Source organism: Pseudonocardia sp. Ae505_Ps2 (assembly GCF_001932425.1).
Classification (GTDB): Bacteria; Actinomycetota; Actinomycetes; order Mycobacteriales; family Pseudonocardiaceae; genus Pseudonocardia.
The window spans coordinates 171,055-190,372 of record NZ_MCIP01000001.1 but is presented as its reverse complement, the minus strand read 5'-3'; the positions used below and the strand labels follow the sequence as shown (position 1 = coordinate 190,372).

Sequence of the window (19,318 nt, the reverse complement as noted above, 5' to 3'; positions counted from 1 at the left end):
TCACCTGCTCCTGCCTGCGACGACACCTGTCCGGGACCGTTCACTCCGATGCCACCGACGTGTCGTCGCGGAACCGTCCGGGTGTCGCACCCGCCCGGTACCAACCCGGTGTGACCCAGGTGATCGTCTCGACCCCGGAGACCGCGGCCCGGCGGTACTCCCTGCTCCTCACGACCGACGACGGCGACGTCGCCGCGGCGCAGGCGCTGCGGCACCGGGTGTTCGCGGACGAGCTCGGCGCCCGGCTCGACAGCGCCGTCCCCGGCCGCGACGTCGACCGCTTCGACGCCCACTGCGACCACCTCGTGGTCCGCGAGGACGCCACCGGCGAGATCGTCGGCACCTACCGGATGCTCCCGCCGCAGCGGGCGCGCGCCGCGGGCGGCCTCTACGCCGACGGCGAGTTCGACCTCACCAACCTCGACCCGCTGCGGTCCGGCATCGTCGAGACCGGGCGCTCCTGCGTGCACCCCGACCACCGCGGCGGCGCCGTCGTCGGGCTGGCGTGGGCCGGGCTCGCCCGCTACATGCTGCTCACCGGGCACCGCTGGCTGATCGGCTGCGCCAGCGTCTCCCTGGCCGACGGCGGCGCCCAGGCCGCGGGCGTCTGGGACCGGGTCCGCGCCAAGCACCTCGCCCCCTCCGAGTACCGCACCGTCCCGCTCCGCCCCTGGGACCCGACCGACGTCCCGCGTGGCCGGGGTGTCGCGGTCCCGCCGCTGCTGCGCGGCTACCTGCGGCTGGGCACCTGGGTGTGCGGGCCGCCCGCGCACGACCCGGACTTCGGCGTCGCGGACTTCCCGGTGCTGCTGGGGATGGACCACATCGACCAGCGCTACCTGCGCTTCTTCCTGGGCGAGGACGCCGCCGGGGTGACGGGCGCATGACCCTCGCCGCCGGACCGGAGGGCGACGCCGGCGCGCCCCTCCGCCCGCTCCGCCGCTTCCGGCCCCGTGGTCGTGCCTCCGCTGTCGTCCCCTCCGCCGGGGCCGCGGTGCTCCCGCCCACCCCGGCGGACCCGGCGCTCTCGCCCACCCCGGCAGACCCGGCGACGGGGGACCGACGCGGTGCTGCGCACCACCCGGCCCGTGCCGCCCTGCGGACCCCGGTGCGCCCGGTCGTCGACCACCCCACGCACCCGCCGGCACCGCCCGCGTCGCAGCGTCCCGGCGGGCCGTGGGCGGCCTGGTCACCGTGCACCCCGCAGGAGTGCCTGCCCCCGCGCACGACGACCGGCACGCTGCGCCTGGCCCGCCGCACCGCGACGCTGCTCGCGGTGCTGGCGGTGGCCGCGACGACCGTCCCGGTTGCCGCGCTGTGCGGTGCCCGCGTGCTGGAGCCGGTCCTGCGGGCGCTGCACCGCGCGGTGCTCGGCGCCGCCGGGGTCCGGCTCGTCGTGCGCGGCGGACCGCTGGCGCCCGCGGACGGGCGGGGCGCGCTGGTCGTGGCCGACCACACGTCGTGGATCGACATCCCGGCGCTCGGCGCGATCGGCCCGGTCACCATGCTCGCCAAGCGGGAGGTCAGGGACTGGCCGCTGATCGGTGCGCTCGCGGCCCGCACCGGCACCCTGTTCGTGCACCGCGAGGGCCTGTCCCGGCTGCCCGGCACCGTCGCGACCTGCGCCGATGCGCTGCGGGGTGGCACGCTGGTCGGGGTCTTCCCCGAGGCGACGACGTGGTGCGGCGCGATCTCCGGGGACTACCGGCGCGCGCCGTTCCAGGCCGCGATCGACGCGGGGGCCCCGGTCCGGCCGGTCACCGTCGCGATCACCACCCCGGACGGGCGGCCGACGACGGCCGCCGCGTTCGTCGGCGAGCAGACCCTCGGCGACACCGTCGGCCGGGTGCTCCGGCTGCCCGGACTGGTCTGCGAGGTCACCGTCGGCGAGCTCGTCGAGCCGGGCCCGCGCACCGACCGGCGCGCGCTGGCCGCACGGGCCCGCGACCGGGTCCGTCACCCGCGCCCCGCCGCGACCGCCACGGCCGTGTGAGACGGACGGTCGTCCACGACGGGTTCGGCACGCACCGCTGTCACGGCGGGGTCTACCCTGGAGGCCGATGACGTACCTGGACCACGCGGCGACCACACCGATGCTGCCCGCCGCCGTCGCCGCTCTGAGCGACGCGCTCGGCCGCACCGGCAACGCGTCGTCGCTGCACTCGTCGGGGCGCCGCGCCCGGCGCGCGGTCGAGGAGGGGCGTGAGCGGATCGCCGAGGCGGTCGGCGCGCGCCCGTCCGAGGTCGTGTTCACCACCGGCGGCACCGAGAGCGACAACCTCGCGGTCAAGGGCCTGTTCTGGGCCCGCCGGGCCGCCGACCCCCGCCGCTCGCGGGTGCTGGTCTCGGCCGTCGAGCACCACGCGGTCGTCGACGCGGCGGAGTGGCTGGCCACCCACGAAGGTGCCCGGCTGCGGCTGCTCGAGGTCGACGCGACCGGCCGGGTCCACCCGGAGACGCTGCGCGCCGCGCTCGCCGAGGACCCGGACGGGAACGCCCTGGTCTCGGTCATGTGGGCCAACAACGAGGTCGGCACCGTCAACCCGGTGCGCGAGCTCGCCGCCGTCGCCCACGAGTTCGGGGTGCCCTTCCACACCGACGCCGTGCAGGCCGTCGGCATCCTCGACGTCGACTTCGCCGCGAGCGGTGCCGACGCGCTCACCCTCACCGGGCACAAGCTCGGCGGCCCCTACGGCGCGGGCGCGCTGCTGCTCGGCCGCGAGGTCGCCTGCACCCCGCTGCTGCACGGCGGCGGCCAGGAGCGCGACGTCCGCTCCGGCACCCTGGACGTCCCGTCGCTGGCCGGACTGGCGGCGGCCGTCGTCGAGTCGGTGGCCGCCGCGCCGCGCCGCCGGGTGCACCTGGCCGGGTTGCGCGACGAGCTGATCCGCGTCGTGCGCACCGAGGTGCCCGACGCGGCGCTGAACGGTGACACGACCGACTCCCGGGTCGACGGCGGTCCCGGCAGGCTGCCCGGCAACGCGCACCTGTCGTTCCCCGGCTGCGAGGGCGACAGCCTGCTCATGCTGCTCGACGCCCACGGCATCGACTGCTCCACCGGTTCGGCCTGCACCGCGGGCGTCGCCCAGCCCAGCCACGTGCTGCTGGCGATGGGCGCCGACGAGTGCACCGCCCGCGGGTCGCTGCGCTTCTCCCTGGGGCACACCAGCACCTCCGCCGACGTGGCCGCGGTCGCCGGGGCCATCGGGTCGGTCGTGGAGCGGGCCCGCAACGCGAGCCGTCGCACCCCCGCGTCGGTCACGGGCTGAGCCGTGCGGGTCCTCGCTGCGATGAGCGGTGGCGTCGACTCCGCGGTCGCCGCCGCGCGGGCGGTCGCCGCCGGGCACGACGTCGTCGGTGTGCACCTCGCGCTGTCGCGCACCCGCGACGCGATGCGGTCGGGGTCGCGCGGCTGCTGTTCCAAGGAGGACGCGGGCGACGCCGCCCGCGCCGCGGACGTCCTCGACATCCCGTACTACGTCTGGGACCTGTCCGAGGAGTTCACCCGCGACGTGGTGGACGACTTCGTCGCCGCCTACGCCGCCGGCCAGACGCCGAACCCCTGCCTGCGGTGCAACGAGAAGATCAAGTTCGCGGCGGTCCTGGACCGGGCGCTCGCCCTCGGCTTCGACGCCGTCTGCACCGGTCACTACGCCCGGCTCGACCCGGCCGGACCGGTGCTGCGCCGCTCGGCCGACGGCGGCAAGGACCAGTCCTACGTGCTGGCCGTGCTGCGCGCCGACCAGCTGCGGCACGCGATGTTCCCGGTCGGCGACACCCCCAAGCCGCAGATCCGGGCCGAGGCCGCCCGGCTCGGGCTGCGCGTCGCCGGCAAGCCCGACAGCCACGACATCTGCTTCATCCCCACCGGGGACACCCAGGGCTTCCTGGCCGACCGCCTGGGCAGCACTCCCGGTGCCCTGGTCGACGCCGCCACCGGCGAGACCCTCGGCACCCACGACGGCGTGCACGGCTTCACCGTCGGGCAGCGCAAGGGTCTCGGGATCGACCGCCCGGCCCCCGACGGCCGTCCCCGCTACGTGCTCGGCATCGAGCCGGTCAGCGGCACCGTGCGGGTCGGCCCGGAGGCGGCGCTCGACGTCACCGCGATCACCGCGCGCACCCCGGTGTGGACCTCGGGCGTGGCGCCGGCCGCGCCGTTCGGCTGCGTCGTGCAGGTCCGCGCGCACGGCGGCACCGCACCCGCGACCGTCACCCCGCTCGGCTCCGCCGTGCAGGTGGACCTGGCCGAGCCGCTGCGCGGGGTCGCCCCGGGGCAGGCCGTCGCCTTCTATCGCCCCGACGACGACGGCGACATCGTCCTGGGGTCGGCGACGATCACCGGGACTGTCTGACCGGGACCGCCCGACCGGGACCGCCCGACCGGGACCGCCCGACCGGAAGCGTCCGGCATGTACTCCCGGGCCGACCACGTCCGGCCGGGGCCCGCCCGGACTCGGCCGCCGGGAGTGCGCCGCCACCGCCGGGGCGCGGCGCTGTCGTGGCGGATCGCCGTCCGCCGAGATGCACCTCAGCGGGCCCCGCGCGTCGCTGGAGCCCGCTGATCTGCATCTCGACGCACCTCCGGCGAGAGCACTGCTCTTGCTTTAACATAGTGAAGGGTGAACACTGCTCTCATGACGAATCGTCGCTCTCGGTCCCGCTACCTCGCCCCCGGCCGGTTCACCCGACGCGTGATGAACCCGCTGGTCGCCGGCCTGACCCGGCTCGGTCTCCCGCTGGCCGGCTCCGCGGTGCTCGGCGTCCGCGGCCGTCGCTCCGGCGAGGTCCGCACCACGCCGGTCAACCCGCTGCGCCACGACGGCGTCCGGTACCTCGTCGCCGCCCGCGGCGAGACCCAGTGGGTGCGCAACCTGCGCGTCGCGGGGGAGGCCGAGCTGACCGTCGGCCGTCGCACCGAGCGGGTGGCCGCGACGGAGTTGACCGACCCGGCCGTCGCCGTCCCGGTGCTGCGGGAGTACCTGCGCCGCTGGGCCTGGGAGGTCGGGGCGTTCTTCGACGGTGTCGACGCCTCCTCGTCCGACGCCGAGCTGGCCGCCGCCGCACCCCACCACCCGGTGTTCGCCCTGCAATGAGAACTCCAGCGATCGCCCCCTGCAGCGTTCGCCCTGCAGCGATCGCCCTGCAGCATTCGGCCTGCGGTGACCGCTCCGGGGCGATCGCTCCGTGGTGACCGCTCGGGGGTGATCGCTCTGCGGTGATCCCTCCGGTGATCGCCGACTGTGGAGCATCGGGTGCGGCTCACCCGCCTCCGCGCGCCACATTTGGCGATCATGCCCGCCGCCGACGGGCCGGGGCCGCACGCGTCGGGCCCGGACCGCGGAGGACACTGTGGGGGTGACCATCCCGGACCCCACCGACCCGCTGGCCGCCGCGCTCGCCGCCGCCGGACTCGGCGACGTCCGTCCCGGCGAGACCGTCGCGCCGCAGCCCCGGATCGAGGTCGTCGACGACACCCCCGCCGAGCCCGCCGCGCCCCGCGCCCTGTGGCCCGCCGGCGTCGGCACCGGCGTTGGATCACTGCCCGGCACCGACATCCGCGAGGCGTGTGCGCTGGTCACCGGCGAGAACCCCGAGTTCCCGGCACTGCCCGAGCTGCCCGCCCGCGGCGTCGGCGCGGACATGATCGGGCGCACGGCCGGGCTGCTGGTGGACCTCGCCGTCGAGGTCGTGCCGACCGGCTGGCGGGTCACCGCGCACCCCGGACGCGACCTGCGCCGGTCCCGGGACCTGATGTCCGGCGATCTGGACGCCTTCGACGACGCCTGCGACCACATCCGCCCGTCCTGGGTGAAGATCCAGGTCACCGGCCCGTGGACGCTCGCCGCCTCGGTCGAGCTCGCGTCCGGGCACCGGGTGCTCACCGACCGCGGGGCTGTCCGCGAGTTCGCCGCCAGCCTGACCGAGGGGCTGCGCACACACGTCGCCGAGGTCGCGCAACGGACCGGGGCGACGGTCGTCGTCCAGCTCGACGAGCCCGGTCTGCCCGCGGTGCTCGCCGGGTCGTTGCCGACCGCGTCCGGCTACGGCACCGTCCGCGCGATCGCCGCGCCGGACGCCCAGGACCTGCTCCGCGACCTGGTCGACGGCGTCGACGCACCGGTCGTCGTGCACTGCTGCGCGGACCGTGCGCCGATCCGGCTGCTCGCCGGCACCGGTGCGGCCGCGGTCGGCATCGACGCGACCCGACCGGCGTTCACCGGGAGCACCGCCGAACCGCGCGCCCTCGACGCGATCGGCGAGACCTGGGACAGCGGCGTCCCGTTGTTCCTCGGGCTGCTGCCCGGCACCACGCCGTCCCGCGAACCGGCGATCGGCGACCTGGCCCGCGCCGGCTACGACCTCGCCGACCGGCTGGGCTTCGACCGGCCGCGGCTGGCCCGCCTCGCCGTCCCGACGCCCGCCTGCGGGCTCGCCGGGGCCTCCCCAGCCTGGGCGCAGCGTGCGCTCGCCCTGTCCCGCGAGCTGGGAAAGGCCTTCGCCGATCCGGACGAGGTCGCGCCCGCCGACGGGCGCTGACCCCGCATGATCGGCGTCGCGCGCGCCTCCGTGTTCCGCGCGTGCGTCCGGACGCGCGCGCCGAGCGGATCACCGCGCGCCCGGCGGATCACCGTGCGCGGGGCGGATCAGTGCGCGCCGGGCGGCGGCGGAGTGCTTCTCCCCGGGCCACTCAGTTCAGCTTGCGGGTGCCCTCGGGGAGCCCGCCGCCGGCGTAGACGTCGGTGGCGAGGTCCTGCAGCGCGGTCAGCGCGACGTTCTGGCTCCACGGGCCGTAGGACACGCGGGCGACGCCCAGCTGCTGGGCGGTCCCCAGCGGGATCGACCCCGGGATGCCGATCAGGTTGACCTTGCGCTCGCCGAGCGCCTCGACCAGGCGTCCGACCTGGGTCTCGTCGAGCTTGCCGGGCACGAAGAAGTTCGACGCGCCCGCGTCCAGGTACGCCTTCCCGCGCTCGATCGCGTCGGCCAGCACGGCCTCGGGGTCCTTGTCACCGGCCTTGAGGAAGGCGTCGGTGCGCGCGTTCAGCACGAAGTCGATCCCGGCCTTCTCGGCCGCGGCGACGGCGGCCTCCACGGCCTTCACCGCCTCGGTGAGCGGCTTGACCTGGTCCTCCAGGTTGCAGCCGACGATGCCGACGTCGATCGCGCGCGCGACGGTGCCACCGGGGTCGCCGTAGCCGGCCTCCAGGTCGGCGGTCACCGGCAGGTCCCCGGCGACCTCCGCGATCAGCCCGACCTCGGCGATCATGAGGTCGCGCGGGATGTGCTCGCCGTCGGGGTAGCCGCGGGACGCGGCGATCCCGTGGCTCGCGGTGGCCAGGGCCGTCGTGCCCGGGGTCTCGGCGACGACCTTCGCGGTGATCGCGTCCCAGACGTTGACGACGAGCAGCAGCTCCGGTGCGGCGTGCAGCTCCTGCAGCTTCGTGGCCTTCTCGGCGATGGAGGTCATGTGATCACCGTAGGCCGGTTCCGGGGCCCCCGCCGCGTACCCAGAACTGAGGATCTGCGGTGTCCCCGACAGCGGCAGGGCCGTCCGACCCCTGATCCTTGTGCCGTGCTCCGAGACCGGTCCGACGTCCGACACCCGACCACCCCGCTGGGTGGTCTCGGGTCGTCCGCGCTGGTGCTGGGAGCGCTGGGCTCGGTGTTCGTCGCCGTCGCCGTCGCGATCGCGCTGTCCGCGGTGTCGCCGCTGACCGTCGCCGGTCTCGCGTTCGCCTCCGCCGGGGTCGTCCTCGCCATCGGCGGTCTGGTGCTGGGCACGCTGGGCGCGGTCCGTGCCTGCCCGGGCCGGTCCCGGACGGCTATCTCGGCCGCGGGGCTGTCGGTGGCCGGGCTGGCCGGCGGGCTGATCTGGCTGGCCGCGTTCGTGATGCTCGCCGTCACCGGGCCGGGACCGCCGCCCGTGCAGGGGGCCGGCACCGCGCCGGCCTGCGGGCCCGGGGTCTGCCACACCCCCTGAACCGCGGCCCGGCGACGCGTTCGGCCCGTCGTCCGAGGACCCTGTCGTCCTAGCACCCCGACGGCACCGCGCTGCTACGGCGCCCGCCCGCCGCTCTCCGCCTCGGTCCCGGCGCTCGCCCGGGCCAGCGCGATCGTCGCCACCACGAGCACGGCCACCAGCACCGCGACGAGTGCCCACCCGGCCCCGCCGGTGGACAGCCGCTCGTCGAGCACGGTCACGCCGACGACCGCGGCCACCACCGGCTCCCCGACGACCACCGCGGGCAGCGACGCCCCCAGCGCCCCGGCCTGGAACGCGGCCTGCTGCAGCAGGGTCCCGCCGACCACGGCGACGACCAGCGCCCAGGTCTCCCACGAGGTCAGCACCGTGGTGATCCCGTCGGACAGCGTGTCGACCACGCCCAGGGTGAGCGCGGCGACGACGCCGTAGGCGATGCCGGTGGCCGCGGCCAGCAGCAGTGCCCGGGCCGTCCCCGTCGTCGACCGGGCCGCCACGAGACAGGCGGCGAACAGCACCAGCAGCACTGACCCCGTCGGCGCCCACGCGGTGAGCCCGGCCCGGTCGACACCCGCGGTCGGCTCCCCGACGGTCACGAACAGCGCCAGCGCCACCACCAGCACCGCGGCCCACGCCAGCTCCCGGCGGGACGGCCGCCGCCCGGCCCACCACGCGGCCAGCGGCAGCGCGAACACCAGCTGGGTGACGATGATCGGCTGCACCAGCAGCAGCGACCCGAACCCGAGCGCGACGGCCTGCATCGCGAACGCTGCCGTGTCACCCAGCGACCCGGCCAGCCAGCGCGGATCGCGGACCAGCCGCGCCAGCATCCGCAGCCCCCGGTCGTGCGGGTCCGCCGCCGCCGAGGTCTGCTGCGCGACGGCGGCGAGCGCGAAGAGCAGCGCCGAGAGCAGCGCGGCGCCGACCGCGGCGACGGTGTTCAGCGGATCAGGAGATCGAGGACCCGGCGGGCATGGCCTCGAACCGCATGTCCGGGAACTTGCGCTGGATGATGTCCATCCGCCACTTGTTGGTGAACAACGCGAGGTGCTCGCCGTCGGAGTCGCGGCGCAGGACCTCGCACTCGGACTGCCCGGCCAGCTTCTCGACCGCCTCGGCGTCGACCAGGCGCGCGATCTGGTACGGCAGCCGGTCGAGGGTGACCGGCGCGTTGAACTCGGTCTCCAGCCGTGTGGTGACCACGTCGAACTGCAGCGGCCCCACCGCGGCCAGCACCGGTGCCTGGTCGCCGCGCAGGTCCGAGCGCAGGATCTGGATGACCGCCTCGTTGCCGAGCTGCTCGATCCCCTTGCGGAACTGCTTGTACTTGCCCGCGTCCTTCGCGCGGATCACCGCGAAGTGCTCGGGGGCGAACGCCGGGATCGAGGGGAACTCGACCGGGTCGGCCGCGTAGAGGGTGTCCCCGGGACGCAGGGCGGTGGCGTTGACCAGGCCGACGATGTCGCCGGGGAACGCCTCCTCGACGGTCGTGCGCTCGGCGCCGAACACCGACTGCGCGTACTTGGTCGCGAACGGCTTGCCCGTCGCGGCATGGGTGAGCACCATGCCGCGCTCGAAGCGGCCCGAGCAGATCCGCAGGAACGCCATGCGGTCACGGTGCGCCTTGTCCATGCCGGCCTGGACCTTGAAGATCAGCCCGGAGGTGGGCGCCTCCAGCGGGCGGTCCTCGCCCTTCACGTCGGGCCGCGGGGCGGGCGGCGGGGCGAGGTCGACCAGCGAGTCGAGCAGCCGGGCGACGCCGATGTTGGACAGCGCCGAGCCGAACAGGACCGGGGTGGCCGTGCCGGAGCGGAAGCCCTCCTCGTCGAAACCGGCGCCGATCTCGTCGAGCAGGCCCAGCTCGTCCTGCGCGTTCTGCCAGTACTCGGGCTCCTGCGCGGCGATCGTCTCGGCGTCGACGACCTGTGCGGTGGCCTTCGTCGCGCCGCCGGCGGCCCGGGTGAACGCGGTGTACTCGCCGGTGCTGCGCTCGATGAGCCCCTTGAACTGCCCGGCGATGCCCAGCGGCCAGGTCAGGGGCATCGGGCGCAGGCCGATGGTCTGCTCGACCTCGTCGAGCAGCTCCAGGGCCTCGCGGCCCGGCCGGTCCCACTTGTTGACGAAGGTGACGATCGGGACGCCGCGCGAGCGGCAGACGTCGAAGAGCTTGAGGGTCTGCGGCTCGAGACCCTTCGCCGCGTCGAGCAGCATCACCGCGGCGTCGACGGCGGCGAGCACCCGGTAGGTGTCCTCGGAGAAGTCGCCGTGGCCGGGGGTGTCGAGCAGGTTGATCACGCAGTCCCGATAGGAGAACTGCAGCACCGCCGAGGACACCGAGATGCCGCGGGCACGCTCCATCTCCATCCAGTCCGACGTGACGCCCTTGCGGCCGGACTTGCCGTGCACCGCACCGGCGGAGTCGATGACCTCCGCGTGCAGCGCCAGCGCCTCGGTCAGGGTCGACTTGCCCGCGTCGGGGTGGGAGATCACCGCGAACGTCCGGCGGCGGGCGGTCTCGCCGACGACGCGCGCGTCGGTGGCGGTGCCGGTCTGCCGGGTGACGTTCTCGATGGTGCTCACACCTGCATTCTAGGCGTCGCCACCGACACCCCCCGACGACGGCGCCCGGCTCAGGTCGACCACGCAGAAGACGTTGCCGTCGGGGTCGGCGAGGACGACGAAGTCGGGCGCGGCGGGGTAGTCGTCCCAGGCCGGCCGGGTCGCGCCCAGCGAGGTCAGCCGCGCCACCTCGGCGTCCTGCTCGTCGGTGGTGTCGACCAGGAGGTCCAGGTGGAGCCGGGGTCTGGGCTCGGGCGGGGACGCGCTGCGCATCAGGCCGAGCACCCGCTCGCCGTCGGAGCCGGTCAGGGTGCGCCAGGACGGGCTCGACCACTCGTCGGAGACGTGCAGGTGCAGCGCGGCGGCCCAGAACGCGGCGGCCCGGTCGAGGTCGACGACGCCGACCACCGGGAACCCGAGCCTCAGCACGGCTCAGGCCCCCGCTTCCAGCAGCGCCCGCATGTCGGGCAGGTCGAAGTGCTCGACGGTCGCCCACGCCGACGGGCTGCCGTGGTGCGGGTCGGCGCCCGCGGCCAGCAACGCGGTGACCGACGGCGCCGACCGGGCGAACAGCGCGGCGGCGAGCGCGGTCTGGCCGCGGTCGTTGGTGTGGTCCGGCTCCGCGCCGCGGGCCAGCAGGTCGGCGACGACGGCGTCGTGGCCGTAGTAGGCGGCGAGGATCAGCAGGGTGTCGCCCTTGGGGTCGGTCAGGCCGACCGGGACGCCCGCGTCGAGGTAGGCGCCCAGCCGGTCCGCCGCGCCCTCGCGGGCCAGGTCGAACATCCGGTGCGCGAGCTCCACGGCAGCCTGGTCCATCCCCCGACCGTAGATTCCCCTGCTCGGTTGCGCATGACTGTCGGGGGGCGCGGCTAACCTGCGCCTCGTGAGTTCCCAGTCCGACGCCCAGCAGGCCCGCGAGCGCCACGCGCAGCTGGCGGCCGAGGTGGCCGACCACCAGTTCCGCTACTACGTGCTGGACGCCCCGGTCGTCTCCGACGGCCAGTTCGACGAGCTGTGGCACGAGCTGCTCGCGCTGGAGGAGGCCCACCCCGAGCTGGTCACGCCGGACTCGCCGAGCCAGCGCGTCGGCGGGACCTTCTCCACCGACTTCACCTCCTACGACCATCTCGAGCGGATGTTGTCGCTGGACAACGCCTTCTCGCCCGAGGACCTGCGCACCTGGCACGAGCGGGTGACGAAGGAGGTCGGCGGGGACCTGCACTACCTGTGCGAGCTCAAGATCGACGGGCTCGCGGTCAACCTGCTCTACGAGGGCGGGCGGCTCACCCGGGCCCTGACCCGCGGCGACGGGCGCACCGGCGAGGACATCACGCTCAACATGCGCACCCTCGCCGAGGTGCCCGAGCGGCTGACCGGCACCGACGAGTTCCCGGTGCCGGCGCTCGTCGAGGTCCGTGGCGAGGTCTACTTCCGGCTGGAGGACTTCGAGCGGCTCAACGCCTCGCTGGTCGAGGCGGGCAAGGAGCCGTTCGCGAACCCGCGCAACACCGCGGCCGGCTCCCTGCGCCAGAAGGACCCGCGGGTCACCGGCTCGCGCAACCTGCGGCTGATCTGCCACGGATTGGGCAAGCGGGAGGGGTTCACCCCCGACACCCAGTCCCACGCCTACGACGCACTGGTCGCCTGGGGCCTGCCGGTCTCCCCGCGCACCAGGGTGCTCCAGGGGATCGAGAAGGTGATCGAGTACGTCGAGTACTGGGGTGAGCACCGGCACGACGTCGAGCACGAGATCGACGGCGTCGTCGTGAAGGTCGACGAGGTGGCGCTGCAGCGCAGGCTCGGCGCGACCTCCCGGTTCCCGCGCTGGGCGATCGCCTACAAGTACCCGCCGGAGCAGGCCACCACCCGGCTGCTCGACATCCGGGTCAACGTCGGGCGGACCGGCCGGGTCACCCCGTTCGCGGTGATGGAGCCGGTGAAGGTCGCCGGGTCCACGGTCGAGATGGCGACCCTGCACAACGCCGACGAGGTGCGTCGCAAGGGCGTGCTGATCGGTGACCGGGTGGTCATCCGCAAGGCGGGCGACGTCATCCCCGAGGTGCTGGGGCCGGTCACCGACGTGCGCGACGGCTCCGAGCGCGAGTTCGTCATGCCGACGCACTGCCCCGAGTGCGGCACCGCGCTCGTGCAGCAGAAGTCGGGCGACGTCGACCGGCGCTGCCCGAACGCCCGTTCCTGCCCGGCGCAGCTGCGGGAGCGGCTGTTCCACGTCGCGGGCCGGGGCGCGTTCGACATCGAGGGGCTCGGCTACGAGGCCGCGGTGGCGCTGCTGACCTCGGGCGTGCTGACCGACGAGGGCGACGTCTTCTCCCTCACCGAGGCCGACCTGCTGCGGACCGAGCTGTTCCGCAACCAGAAGGGCGAGCTGACGGTCAACGGCCGCAAGCTGCTGAGGAATTTGGAGGCGGCCAAGGACCGGCCGCTGTGGCGGGTGCTGGTGGGGCTGTCGATCCGGCACGTCGGGCCGACCGCCGCGCAGGCGCTGGCCCGCGAGTTCGGGTCGATGGAGGCCCTCGAACGCGCCGCGGCACAGGCGAAGGCGGACACCGAGGCCGCCGGGGTCGCGATCGTCTCCGACGGGACGGCGGGGGAGGACGACGCCGCGGCCGAGGCCGCCGCGTCGACGCCCGAGGGTGCCGCGGCCGAGGCGACCGGCGACGTCGAGGCCGCCGAGGCGGAGGCGGCGGTTGCCGCAGGCGAGGCGGAGGCGGCACCCGGCGACGGGTCTGCCGGTGATGGGTCTGCCGGCGACGGGGCGCCAGACGACGGGGCGCCCGGTGAAGGGGCGCCCGGCGACGGGGCCGCCGACGCCGCGGCCGTGGAGGCCGCGAAGCAGGAGCGGGCCGCGGCGCGTGCCCGGGCGAAGGCCGTCGCGGAGGCGCTCGCGCCGATCGCCGGGGTCGACGGCGTCGGCCCGACCATCGCCGCGGCGGTGCGGGACTGGTTCTCCGTCGACTGGCACCGCGAGGTAGTGCAGAGGTGGCGGGCCGCGGGCGTCGCGATGGAGGACGAGGTCGACGACTCGGTGCCCCGCTTCCTGGAGGGCCTCTCGATCGTCATCACCGGCTCGATGGAGAACTGGTCCCGCGACGAGGCCAAGGAGGCGATCATGGCCCGCGGCGGGCGGGCGGCCGGGTCGGTGTCGAAGAAGACGGCCTTCGTCGTCGCGGGGGAGGCGCCCGGCTCGAAGTACGACAAGGCCGTCGAGCTCGGGGTGCCGGTGCTGGACGAGGCCGGGTTCGAGGTCCTGCTCGACCGCGGCCCCGACGCGGCGCGGGAGCAGGCCGCCGACGCCTGACGGCCCGGAGTCCGGTCCGCCGCGTGACCGGGGAATCCGCCCGGCGGCCGGACCTGCAGCACGCCGACGGTGAGCGACCACTCACCGGGCGTGTCGGGCGTCCGGCGCGGCCCGGCGTCCGGACGCCGACGTCGCCCGGACGCGTCCGCGCCCGGACGCCGGCCGCGGACGATCACCGCCTACCCTCGGTCGCACGCCGGGGTCGTCCCGGCGGGAGGACGACCACTCGGATCGGGGAACACACGGTGTTGCAGGCGGCGCTCAACGGCTCACGACCGGCGGACGCGCACCCGGCGTTGCCGACCCTGGCCCGCCACCTCGCCCGTGACGCCCGGGCCGTCGCCCGGCTCGGCGTCACCTCGGTGCACGTGCACCCGCGCGACGACAGCGGCGCCGAGACGATCGAGCCCGCCGTGGTCGGCGACGTCGTGTCGCTGATCCGCCAGGAGGCCCCTGGCATCGAGATCGGCGTCCCGACCGGTCGCTGGATCCAGCCCGACCCCAAGGACCGCGTCGAGACCGTCCTGTCCTGGGGCCGGCTCGGCTCCGGCAAGCCCGACGTGTGCGGCGTCAATGTGCACGAGCTCGGCTGGACCGAGGTCTGCCACGCCGCGTGGTCGGTCGGCATCGCCGTCGAGCTCGGTGTCTGGACCAGCGGTGACGCCGTCACCCTCCGCCAGAACGGGCTGCCCCCGGGCACCCGCCGGGTGATCGCGGAGTCGACGGTGATCGACCCGGAGACCGCCGTCGCCGAGGGCATCCGGATCCTGCGCGCGCTCGGCCAGCCCCCCGTTCCCGTGCTGCTGCACGGCGAGGAGGAGGGCGCCTGGCCGGTGCTGGAGTACGCGACCCGGGTCAACATCGACACCCGGATCGGCTTCGAGGACGTACTGGTGCGCCCCGACGGCTGGCTCGCGACCGGCAACGACGACCTCGTCCGCACCGCCCTGTCGATCCGGGTCTGACCTGGATCCGCCGCACCCGCGCCCCGGCGACCCGGGTGGACCGGGGCGGGCGGCGGGGGTCAGGCCTTCAGCACCGTCGCGACGATCCCCGCGAGGTGCGCCAGCCGCGCCAGCTCCGACGGCCGGAACACCGGGCCACCCGGCCGTCCGACCACCAGCGTCTTCGGCGGTTCCCCGGTCCCGAACGGCGCGGCGGCCAGCTCGGTGTCCATCGCCCGCCACGGCTCGGGCACCCAGTGGCTGTCGTCGAGGGCGATCGCCCGGTCCAGCGGCAGCCAGGGCAGGTCCCCGGACCGGGTCTCGGGCGCCGCGGCGCTCTCCGCGATCCGGAAGGAACGACCGTTCTCGCTGACCGCGACCAGCGCCCAGCCGGCGCGGAACAGCCGCGGCACCTCGCCGGCGAGCAGGTCGAGCCCGTGCGCGTGGTCGCCGGCGATCTCGTCGAGCAGCTCCAGCTCGCGGTGGGTGTCCAGCTGCCCGGTGTGCGGGCGCACCGACTCCACCGACACCCCGGGCACCGACTCGGCCGCGGTGATGAGCACGTCCGGCGGCCGGTTGGTCGGCAGCTCCACGGCGATGTCGTCGACCGCCTGTCCGTCGCCGCGCTCCACGACGTCGACGCTGAGGATGTCCGCCCCCGCCCCGCCGAGGGCGGAGGCGACGGCCCCGAGATTGCCGGGCTTGTCCGGGAGGACGACCCGGAGCAGGAACGACACGGAGTGGATCCTCTCCCTCGACAGCGAGCGCCTCATCGGCACGCGTGTGCACCGCACCGGAGTGGCGGGGGGCGGTTCCGGGCGGGAACGATGATCCTGCCACCCTCGGGGCCGTCGGTCACCCGCCACCCGCATCATGGTGTGCGTACCTGGTCACCGGGGGGCGATCGGCCGGTGGACCGGCGGGAATAGACTCGCCCGATGGACCGGCGCGCGCGGGAGCGGCCGGGTCGTGTCGGCAGCCGGACCGGCGGTCGCACCGTCGTCGCCGCACCGTCGTCGCGACCGTCCACCCGCCGTCGTCATCATCGGACACCATCCCAGAGGAGGGGCATGACCGCCGATTCCGCGGAGCGGACGGGCGGGGTCATCACCCGGGACGAGGTCGCACACCTCGCCCGGCTGGCCCGCCTGGCCGTCACCGACTCCGAGCTGGACACCTTCGCGTCGCAGCTCGACGTGATCATCGGGTCGGTGGCCCGGGTCGGAGAGGTCGCCGCCGACGACATCCCGCCGACCTCGCACGCCGTCCCGCTGGAGAACGTCTTCCGCCCGGACGAGCGCCGCCCCGGCCTGAGCCAGGAGCAGGCGCTCGCCGGCGCCCCGGCCGCCGAGGACGGGCGCTTCCGCGTCCCGCGGATCCTGGGGGAGGAGCAGTGAGCGACCTGATCCGCCTCACCGCGGCCGAGCTCGCGGAGAAGATCCACTCCCGCGAGGTCTCCGCCGTCGAGGTCGCCCAGGCCCACCTCGACCGGATCGCCGCCGTCGACGGTGAGGTGCACGCGTTCCTGCACGTCGGCGCCGAGGCCGCGGTGGCCGCCGCCGCGCTGGTCGACGAGCGGATCGCCGCGGGCGAGGTCCCGGAGTCCCCGCTGGCCGGGGTGCCGCTGGCGCTCAAGGACGTGTTCACCACCTCGGACATGCCCACCACCTGCGGCTCGCGGATCCTCGACGGCTGGCAGCCGCCCTACGACGCGACGGTCACCACGCGCCTGCGCGCCGCCGGGATCACGATCCTCGGCAAGACCAACATGGACGAGTTCGCGATGGGCTCCTCCACCGAGCACTCGGCGTACGGCGTCACCCGCAACCCGTGGGACACCACCCGGGTGCCGGGCGGCTCCGGCGGCGGGTCGGCGGCGTCGCTGGCCGCGTTCGAGGCGCCGTTGGCGATCGGCACCGACACCGGCGGCTCGATCCGCCAGCCCGCCGCGTTCACCGGCACCGTCGGCGTCAAGCCCACCTACGGCCAGGTGTCCCGCTACGGGCTGGTCGCCTGCGCGTCGTCGCTGGACCAGGGTGGGCCGTGCGCGCGCACCGTGCTGGACGCGGCGCTGCTGCACGAGGTCATCGCCGGCCACGACCCGCTCGACTCGACCTCGATCGACCGGCCGGTCCCGGCCGTCGTCGAGGCGGCACGCCAGGGCGCGACCGGGGACCTGTCCGGGCTGAAGGTCGGCGTCGTGCGCGAGCTGGGCGGCGAGGGCTACCAGCCCGGCGTCCGCTCGGCGTTCGACGCCTCGCTGCGCCGGCTGGAGAAGCTGGGTGCCGAGATCGTCGAGGTCGCCTGCCCGCACTTCGAGTACGGGATGGCCGCGTACTACCTGATCCTCCCCAGTGAGGTGTCGTCGAACCTCGCCCGGTTCGACGCCATGCGCTACGGCCTGCGCGCCTCCGAGGGCCGCTCCGCCGAGGAGGTCATGGCCAACACCCGCGAGCAGGGCTTCGGGCCCGAGGTCAAGCGGCGGATCATGCTCGGCACCTACGCGCTGTCCAGCGGCTACTACGACGCCTACTACGGCCAGGCGCAGAAGGTCCGCACGCTCATCAGCCGGGACTTCGCCGCGGCGTTCGCCCAGGCCGACGTGCTCGTGTCGCCGACGGCGCCGACCGTGCCGTTCCCGATCGGGGACAAGGTCGACGACCCGCTGGCCATGTACCTGAACGACCTGGCCACCATCCCGACGAACCTGGCCGGGGTGGCCGGCATGTCGGTGCCCAACGGGATCTCCGAGGGGCTCCCGACCGGCCTGCAGATCATGGCCCCCGCGCTCGGCGAGGCCGTCATGTACCGCGTCGGGGCGGCGTTCGAGGCCGCCCGCGACGCCGACGAGGGCGGTCCGCTGATCGCCCGCGTCCCGGACGTTGCTGAGGTGAGGGCATGACCGCGGCCGTGGAGCTGGTCGACTTCGACGATGTCGTCGCCCGGTACGACCCCGTCCTGGGCATCGAGGTGCACGTCGAGCTGTCGACGAACACCAAGATGTTCTGCGGCTGCCCGACGGAGTTCGGGGCCGAGCCCAACACCCAGGTCTGCCCGGTCTGCCTGGGGCTGCCCGGCGCGCTGCCGGTGGTCAACCGGGCCGCGGTGGAGTCGGCGATCCGGATCGGCCTGGCGCTGAACTGCTCGATCGCGCCGTGGGGCCGGTTCGCCCGGAAGAACTACTTCTATCCGGACATGCCGAAGAACTTCCAGACCTCCCAGTACGACGAGCCGATCGCCACGGGCGGGTTCCTGGACCTGACCCTCGACGACGGCGAGGTCGTCCGGATCGGCATCGAGCGCGCGCACATGGAAGAGGACACCGGCAAGTCGCTGCACGTCGGCGGCTCCGACGGTCGCATCCACGGCGCCGACCACTCGCTGCTGGACTACAACCGGGCAGGCGTCCCGCTGATCGAGATCGTCACGACGATGATCCCGGACACCGGGGCCCGTGCCCCGGAGGTGGCCCGCGCCTACGTCACCGCGCTGCGCGACCTGATCCGGTCCCTGGGCGTCTCCGACGTCCGGATGGACCAGGGCTCGATGCGTGCCGACGTGAACCTCTCGCTGTCGCCGAAGGGCGGCCCGCTGGGCACCCGCACCGAGACGAAGAACGTCAACTCGCTGCGGTCGGTCGAGCGCGCGGTCCGGCACGAGATGAGCCGGCAGGCCGGCGTGCTCGACGCGGGCGGGGAGATCGTCCAGGAGACCCGGCACTTCGACGAGGCGACCGGCCACACCCGCGCCGGGCGACGCAAGGAGACCTCGGAGGACTACCGGTACTTCCCGGAGCCCGACCTGGTCCCGATCGCCCCGTCCGCCGAGTGGGTCGAGGAGCTGCGCGGCACCCTGCCCGAGCTGCCGTGGGAGCGCCGCAAGCGCATCCAGAGCGACTGGGGCATCTCCGACGAGGAGCTGCGCGACCTGGTCAACGGCGGGGCGCTGGAGCTGGTCGAGGCCACCGTCGCGGCCGGTGCGCCGTCGCAGGAGGCCCGCTCGTGGTGGGTGTCCTACCTGGCCCAGCAGGCCAACACCCGCTCGGTCGAGCTCGCCGAGCTCGCGATCACCCCGGCACAGGTCGCCCGGGTGATCGAGCTGGTCGCGGCGGGGGAGCTGACCAACAAGCTCGCCCGCCAGGTCGTCGACGGCGTGCTCGACGGCGAGGGCGGCCCGGACGAGGTCGTCGCCGCCCGCGGGCTGAAGGTCGTCTCCGACGAGGGCGCGCTGGTCGCCGCCGTCGACGCGGCGCTGGCCGAGCAGCCCGACGTCGCGGAGAAGATCCGCGGTGGCAAGGTCCAGGCGGCCGGGGCCATCGTCGGCGCGGTCATGAAGGCGACGAAGGGCCAGGCCGACGCCAAGCGGGTCCGCGAGCTGATCGTCGAGCGGGTCGGGGCCTGACCGGAGTGGCACGCGTGACGGGCCCCGGTCCGGTCGGAGCAACCGACCGGACCGGGGCCCGTTCCTCGTCCGCGACACGCGACCGCCAAGTGAGGCGAGGCTAAGCTCACC

Annotated in this window: 18 protein-coding genes; 12 read left to right on the top strand and 6 right to left on the bottom strand. The window is 74.9% G+C overall.

Annotation, left to right across the window (positions count from 1 at the left end; translation table 11 throughout):
* The first annotated feature begins 110 nt into the window (after nucleotides 1–110).
* The 6 genes from Ae505Ps2_RS00895 (at nucleotide 111) to Ae505Ps2_RS00870 (ending at nucleotide 6,540) form a co-directional block, all read left to right on the top strand.
* Nucleotides 111–887: a GNAT family N-acyltransferase gene (locus Ae505Ps2_RS00895; RefSeq protein WP_075310622.1), complete on the top strand. Its 777-nt coding sequence runs from the start codon at nucleotides 111–113 to the stop codon at nucleotides 885–887.
* A complete protein-coding gene (locus Ae505Ps2_RS00890; protein WP_075310624.1) occupies nucleotides 884–1,993 on the top strand; it encodes a lysophospholipid acyltransferase family protein in 1,110 nt (369 codons plus the stop codon). Before Ae505Ps2_RS00895 ends, Ae505Ps2_RS00890 begins: the two co-directional genes overlap by 4 nt.
* 67 nt (nucleotides 1,994–2,060) lie before the next feature.
* Nucleotides 2,061–3,269: a cysteine desulfurase family protein gene (locus Ae505Ps2_RS00885; protein ID WP_020622514.1), complete on the top strand. Its 1,209-nt coding sequence runs from the start codon at nucleotides 2,061–2,063 to the stop codon at nucleotides 3,267–3,269.
* Nucleotides 3,270–3,272: 3 nt separating this feature from the next.
* Entirely contained in the window at nucleotides 3,273–4,355 is a 1,083-nt protein-coding gene (gene mnmA, locus Ae505Ps2_RS00880) for a tRNA 2-thiouridine(34) synthase MnmA (protein ID WP_043276717.1), read from the top strand.
* 282 nt (nucleotides 4,356–4,637) lie between these two features.
* Nucleotides 4,638–5,096: a nitroreductase family deazaflavin-dependent oxidoreductase gene (locus Ae505Ps2_RS00875; RefSeq protein WP_075310628.1), complete on the top strand. Its 459-nt coding sequence runs from the start codon at nucleotides 4,638–4,640 to the stop codon at nucleotides 5,094–5,096.
* A gap of 409 nt (nucleotides 5,097–5,505) precedes the next feature.
* Nucleotides 5,506–6,540: a methionine synthase gene (locus Ae505Ps2_RS00870; RefSeq protein WP_075312891.1), complete on the top strand. Its 1,035-nt coding sequence runs from the start codon at nucleotides 5,506–5,508 to the stop codon at nucleotides 6,538–6,540.
* A gap of 151 nt (nucleotides 6,541–6,691) precedes the next feature.
* Here Ae505Ps2_RS00870 and Ae505Ps2_RS00865 read toward each other — a convergent pair whose 3' ends face one another.
* A complete protein-coding gene (locus Ae505Ps2_RS00865) occupies nucleotides 6,692–7,471 on the bottom strand; it encodes an isocitrate lyase/phosphoenolpyruvate mutase family protein (RefSeq protein ID WP_075310630.1) in 780 nt (259 codons plus the stop codon).
* 105 nt (nucleotides 7,472–7,576) lie between these two features.
* Here Ae505Ps2_RS00865 and Ae505Ps2_RS00860 point away from each other — a divergent pair, with 105 nt between their 5' ends.
* On the top strand, nucleotides 7,577–7,984 hold the full coding sequence (locus tag Ae505Ps2_RS00860) for a hypothetical protein (RefSeq protein WP_075310632.1): 408 nt from the start codon (nucleotides 7,577–7,579) through the stop codon (nucleotides 7,982–7,984).
* A gap of 74 nt (nucleotides 7,985–8,058) precedes the next feature.
* Here Ae505Ps2_RS00860 and Ae505Ps2_RS00855 read toward each other — a convergent pair whose 3' ends face one another.
* The 4 genes from Ae505Ps2_RS00855 to Ae505Ps2_RS00840 are packed head-to-tail and all read right to left on the bottom strand — an operon-like array spanning nucleotide 8,059 to nucleotide 11,359.
* Entirely contained in the window at nucleotides 8,059–8,898 is an 840-nt protein-coding gene (locus tag Ae505Ps2_RS00855; RefSeq protein WP_283160354.1) for a DMT family transporter, read from the bottom strand.
* Nucleotides 8,899–8,932: 34 nt separating this feature from the next.
* On the bottom strand, nucleotides 8,933–10,555 hold the full coding sequence (locus tag Ae505Ps2_RS00850) for a peptide chain release factor 3 (RefSeq protein ID WP_043282029.1): 1,623 nt from the start codon (nucleotides 10,553–10,555) through the stop codon (nucleotides 8,933–8,935).
* Between the two features lie 18 nt (nucleotides 10,556–10,573).
* A complete protein-coding gene (locus tag Ae505Ps2_RS00845) occupies nucleotides 10,574–10,972 on the bottom strand; it encodes a VOC family protein (protein WP_075333794.1) in 399 nt (132 codons plus the stop codon).
* A gap of 3 nt (nucleotides 10,973–10,975) precedes the next feature.
* The gene (locus tag Ae505Ps2_RS00840; protein WP_020627726.1) at nucleotides 10,976–11,359 is read right to left on the bottom strand and encodes an ankyrin repeat domain-containing protein; all 384 of its coding nucleotides are present in this window, start codon (nucleotides 11,357–11,359) and stop codon (nucleotides 10,976–10,978) included.
* Nucleotides 11,360–11,426: 67 nt separating this feature from the next.
* On the opposite strand from Ae505Ps2_RS00840, the gene ligA reads away from it, so the two are divergent.
* A complete protein-coding gene (gene ligA, locus Ae505Ps2_RS00835; protein ID WP_083695214.1) occupies nucleotides 11,427–13,862 on the top strand; it encodes an NAD-dependent DNA ligase LigA in 2,436 nt (811 codons plus the stop codon).
* 245 nt (nucleotides 13,863–14,107) lie between these two features.
* On the top strand, nucleotides 14,108–14,827 hold the full coding sequence (locus Ae505Ps2_RS00830) for a 3-keto-5-aminohexanoate cleavage protein (RefSeq protein WP_060713011.1): 720 nt from the start codon (nucleotides 14,108–14,110) through the stop codon (nucleotides 14,825–14,827).
* A 59-nt stretch (nucleotides 14,828–14,886) separates the two neighbouring features.
* Here the strand turns inward: Ae505Ps2_RS00830 and Ae505Ps2_RS00825 are convergent, their stop codons facing one another.
* Nucleotides 14,887–15,543: an amino acid-binding protein gene (locus tag Ae505Ps2_RS00825; protein WP_075310640.1), complete on the bottom strand. Its 657-nt coding sequence runs from the start codon at nucleotides 15,541–15,543 to the stop codon at nucleotides 14,887–14,889.
* 333 nt (nucleotides 15,544–15,876) lie between these two features.
* Here Ae505Ps2_RS00825 and gatC point away from each other — a divergent pair, with 333 nt between their 5' ends.
* The 3 genes from gatC to gatB are packed head-to-tail and all read left to right on the top strand — an operon-like array spanning nucleotide 15,877 to nucleotide 19,207.
* Nucleotides 15,877–16,203: an Asp-tRNA(Asn)/Glu-tRNA(Gln) amidotransferase subunit GatC gene (gene gatC, locus Ae505Ps2_RS00820; protein ID WP_020622204.1), complete on the top strand. Its 327-nt coding sequence runs from the start codon at nucleotides 15,877–15,879 to the stop codon at nucleotides 16,201–16,203.
* Nucleotides 16,200–17,708 (top strand): Asp-tRNA(Asn)/Glu-tRNA(Gln) amidotransferase subunit GatA, encoded by a 1,509-nt coding sequence (gene gatA, locus Ae505Ps2_RS00815; RefSeq protein ID WP_075310642.1) that lies wholly within the window; start codon nucleotides 16,200–16,202, stop codon nucleotides 17,706–17,708. Before gatC ends, gatA begins: the two co-directional genes overlap by 4 nt.
* Nucleotides 17,705–19,207: an Asp-tRNA(Asn)/Glu-tRNA(Gln) amidotransferase subunit GatB gene (gatB, locus tag Ae505Ps2_RS00810; RefSeq protein ID WP_020622202.1), complete on the top strand. Its 1,503-nt coding sequence runs from the start codon at nucleotides 17,705–17,707 to the stop codon at nucleotides 19,205–19,207. Before gatA ends, gatB begins: the two co-directional genes overlap by 4 nt.
* The last annotated feature ends 111 nt before the right edge of the window (nucleotides 19,208–19,318 follow it).

Coding starts and splice junctions, on each gene's coding strand:
- Ae505Ps2_RS00890 (WP_075310624.1), top strand. CDS start 884: ATGACCCTCGCCGCCGGACCGGAGGGCGACGCCGGCGCGCCCCTCCGC.
- Ae505Ps2_RS00885 (WP_020622514.1), top strand. CDS start 2,061: ATGACGTACCTGGACCACGCGGCGACCACACCGATGCTGCCCGCCGCC.
- Ae505Ps2_RS00875 (WP_075310628.1), top strand. CDS start 4,638: ATGACGAATCGTCGCTCTCGGTCCCGCTACCTCGCCCCCGGCCGGTTC.
- Ae505Ps2_RS00865 (WP_075310630.1), bottom strand. CDS start 7,471: ATGACCTCCATCGCCGAGAAGGCCACGAAGCTGCAGGAGCTGCACGCC.
- Ae505Ps2_RS00840 (WP_020627726.1), bottom strand. CDS start 11,359: ATGGACCAGGCTGCCGTGGAGCTCGCGCACCGGATGTTCGACCTGGCC.
- gatC (WP_020622204.1), top strand. CDS start 15,877: ATGACCGCCGATTCCGCGGAGCGGACGGGCGGGGTCATCACCCGGGAC.
- gatB (WP_020622202.1), top strand. CDS start 17,705: ATGACCGCGGCCGTGGAGCTGGTCGACTTCGACGATGTCGTCGCCCGG.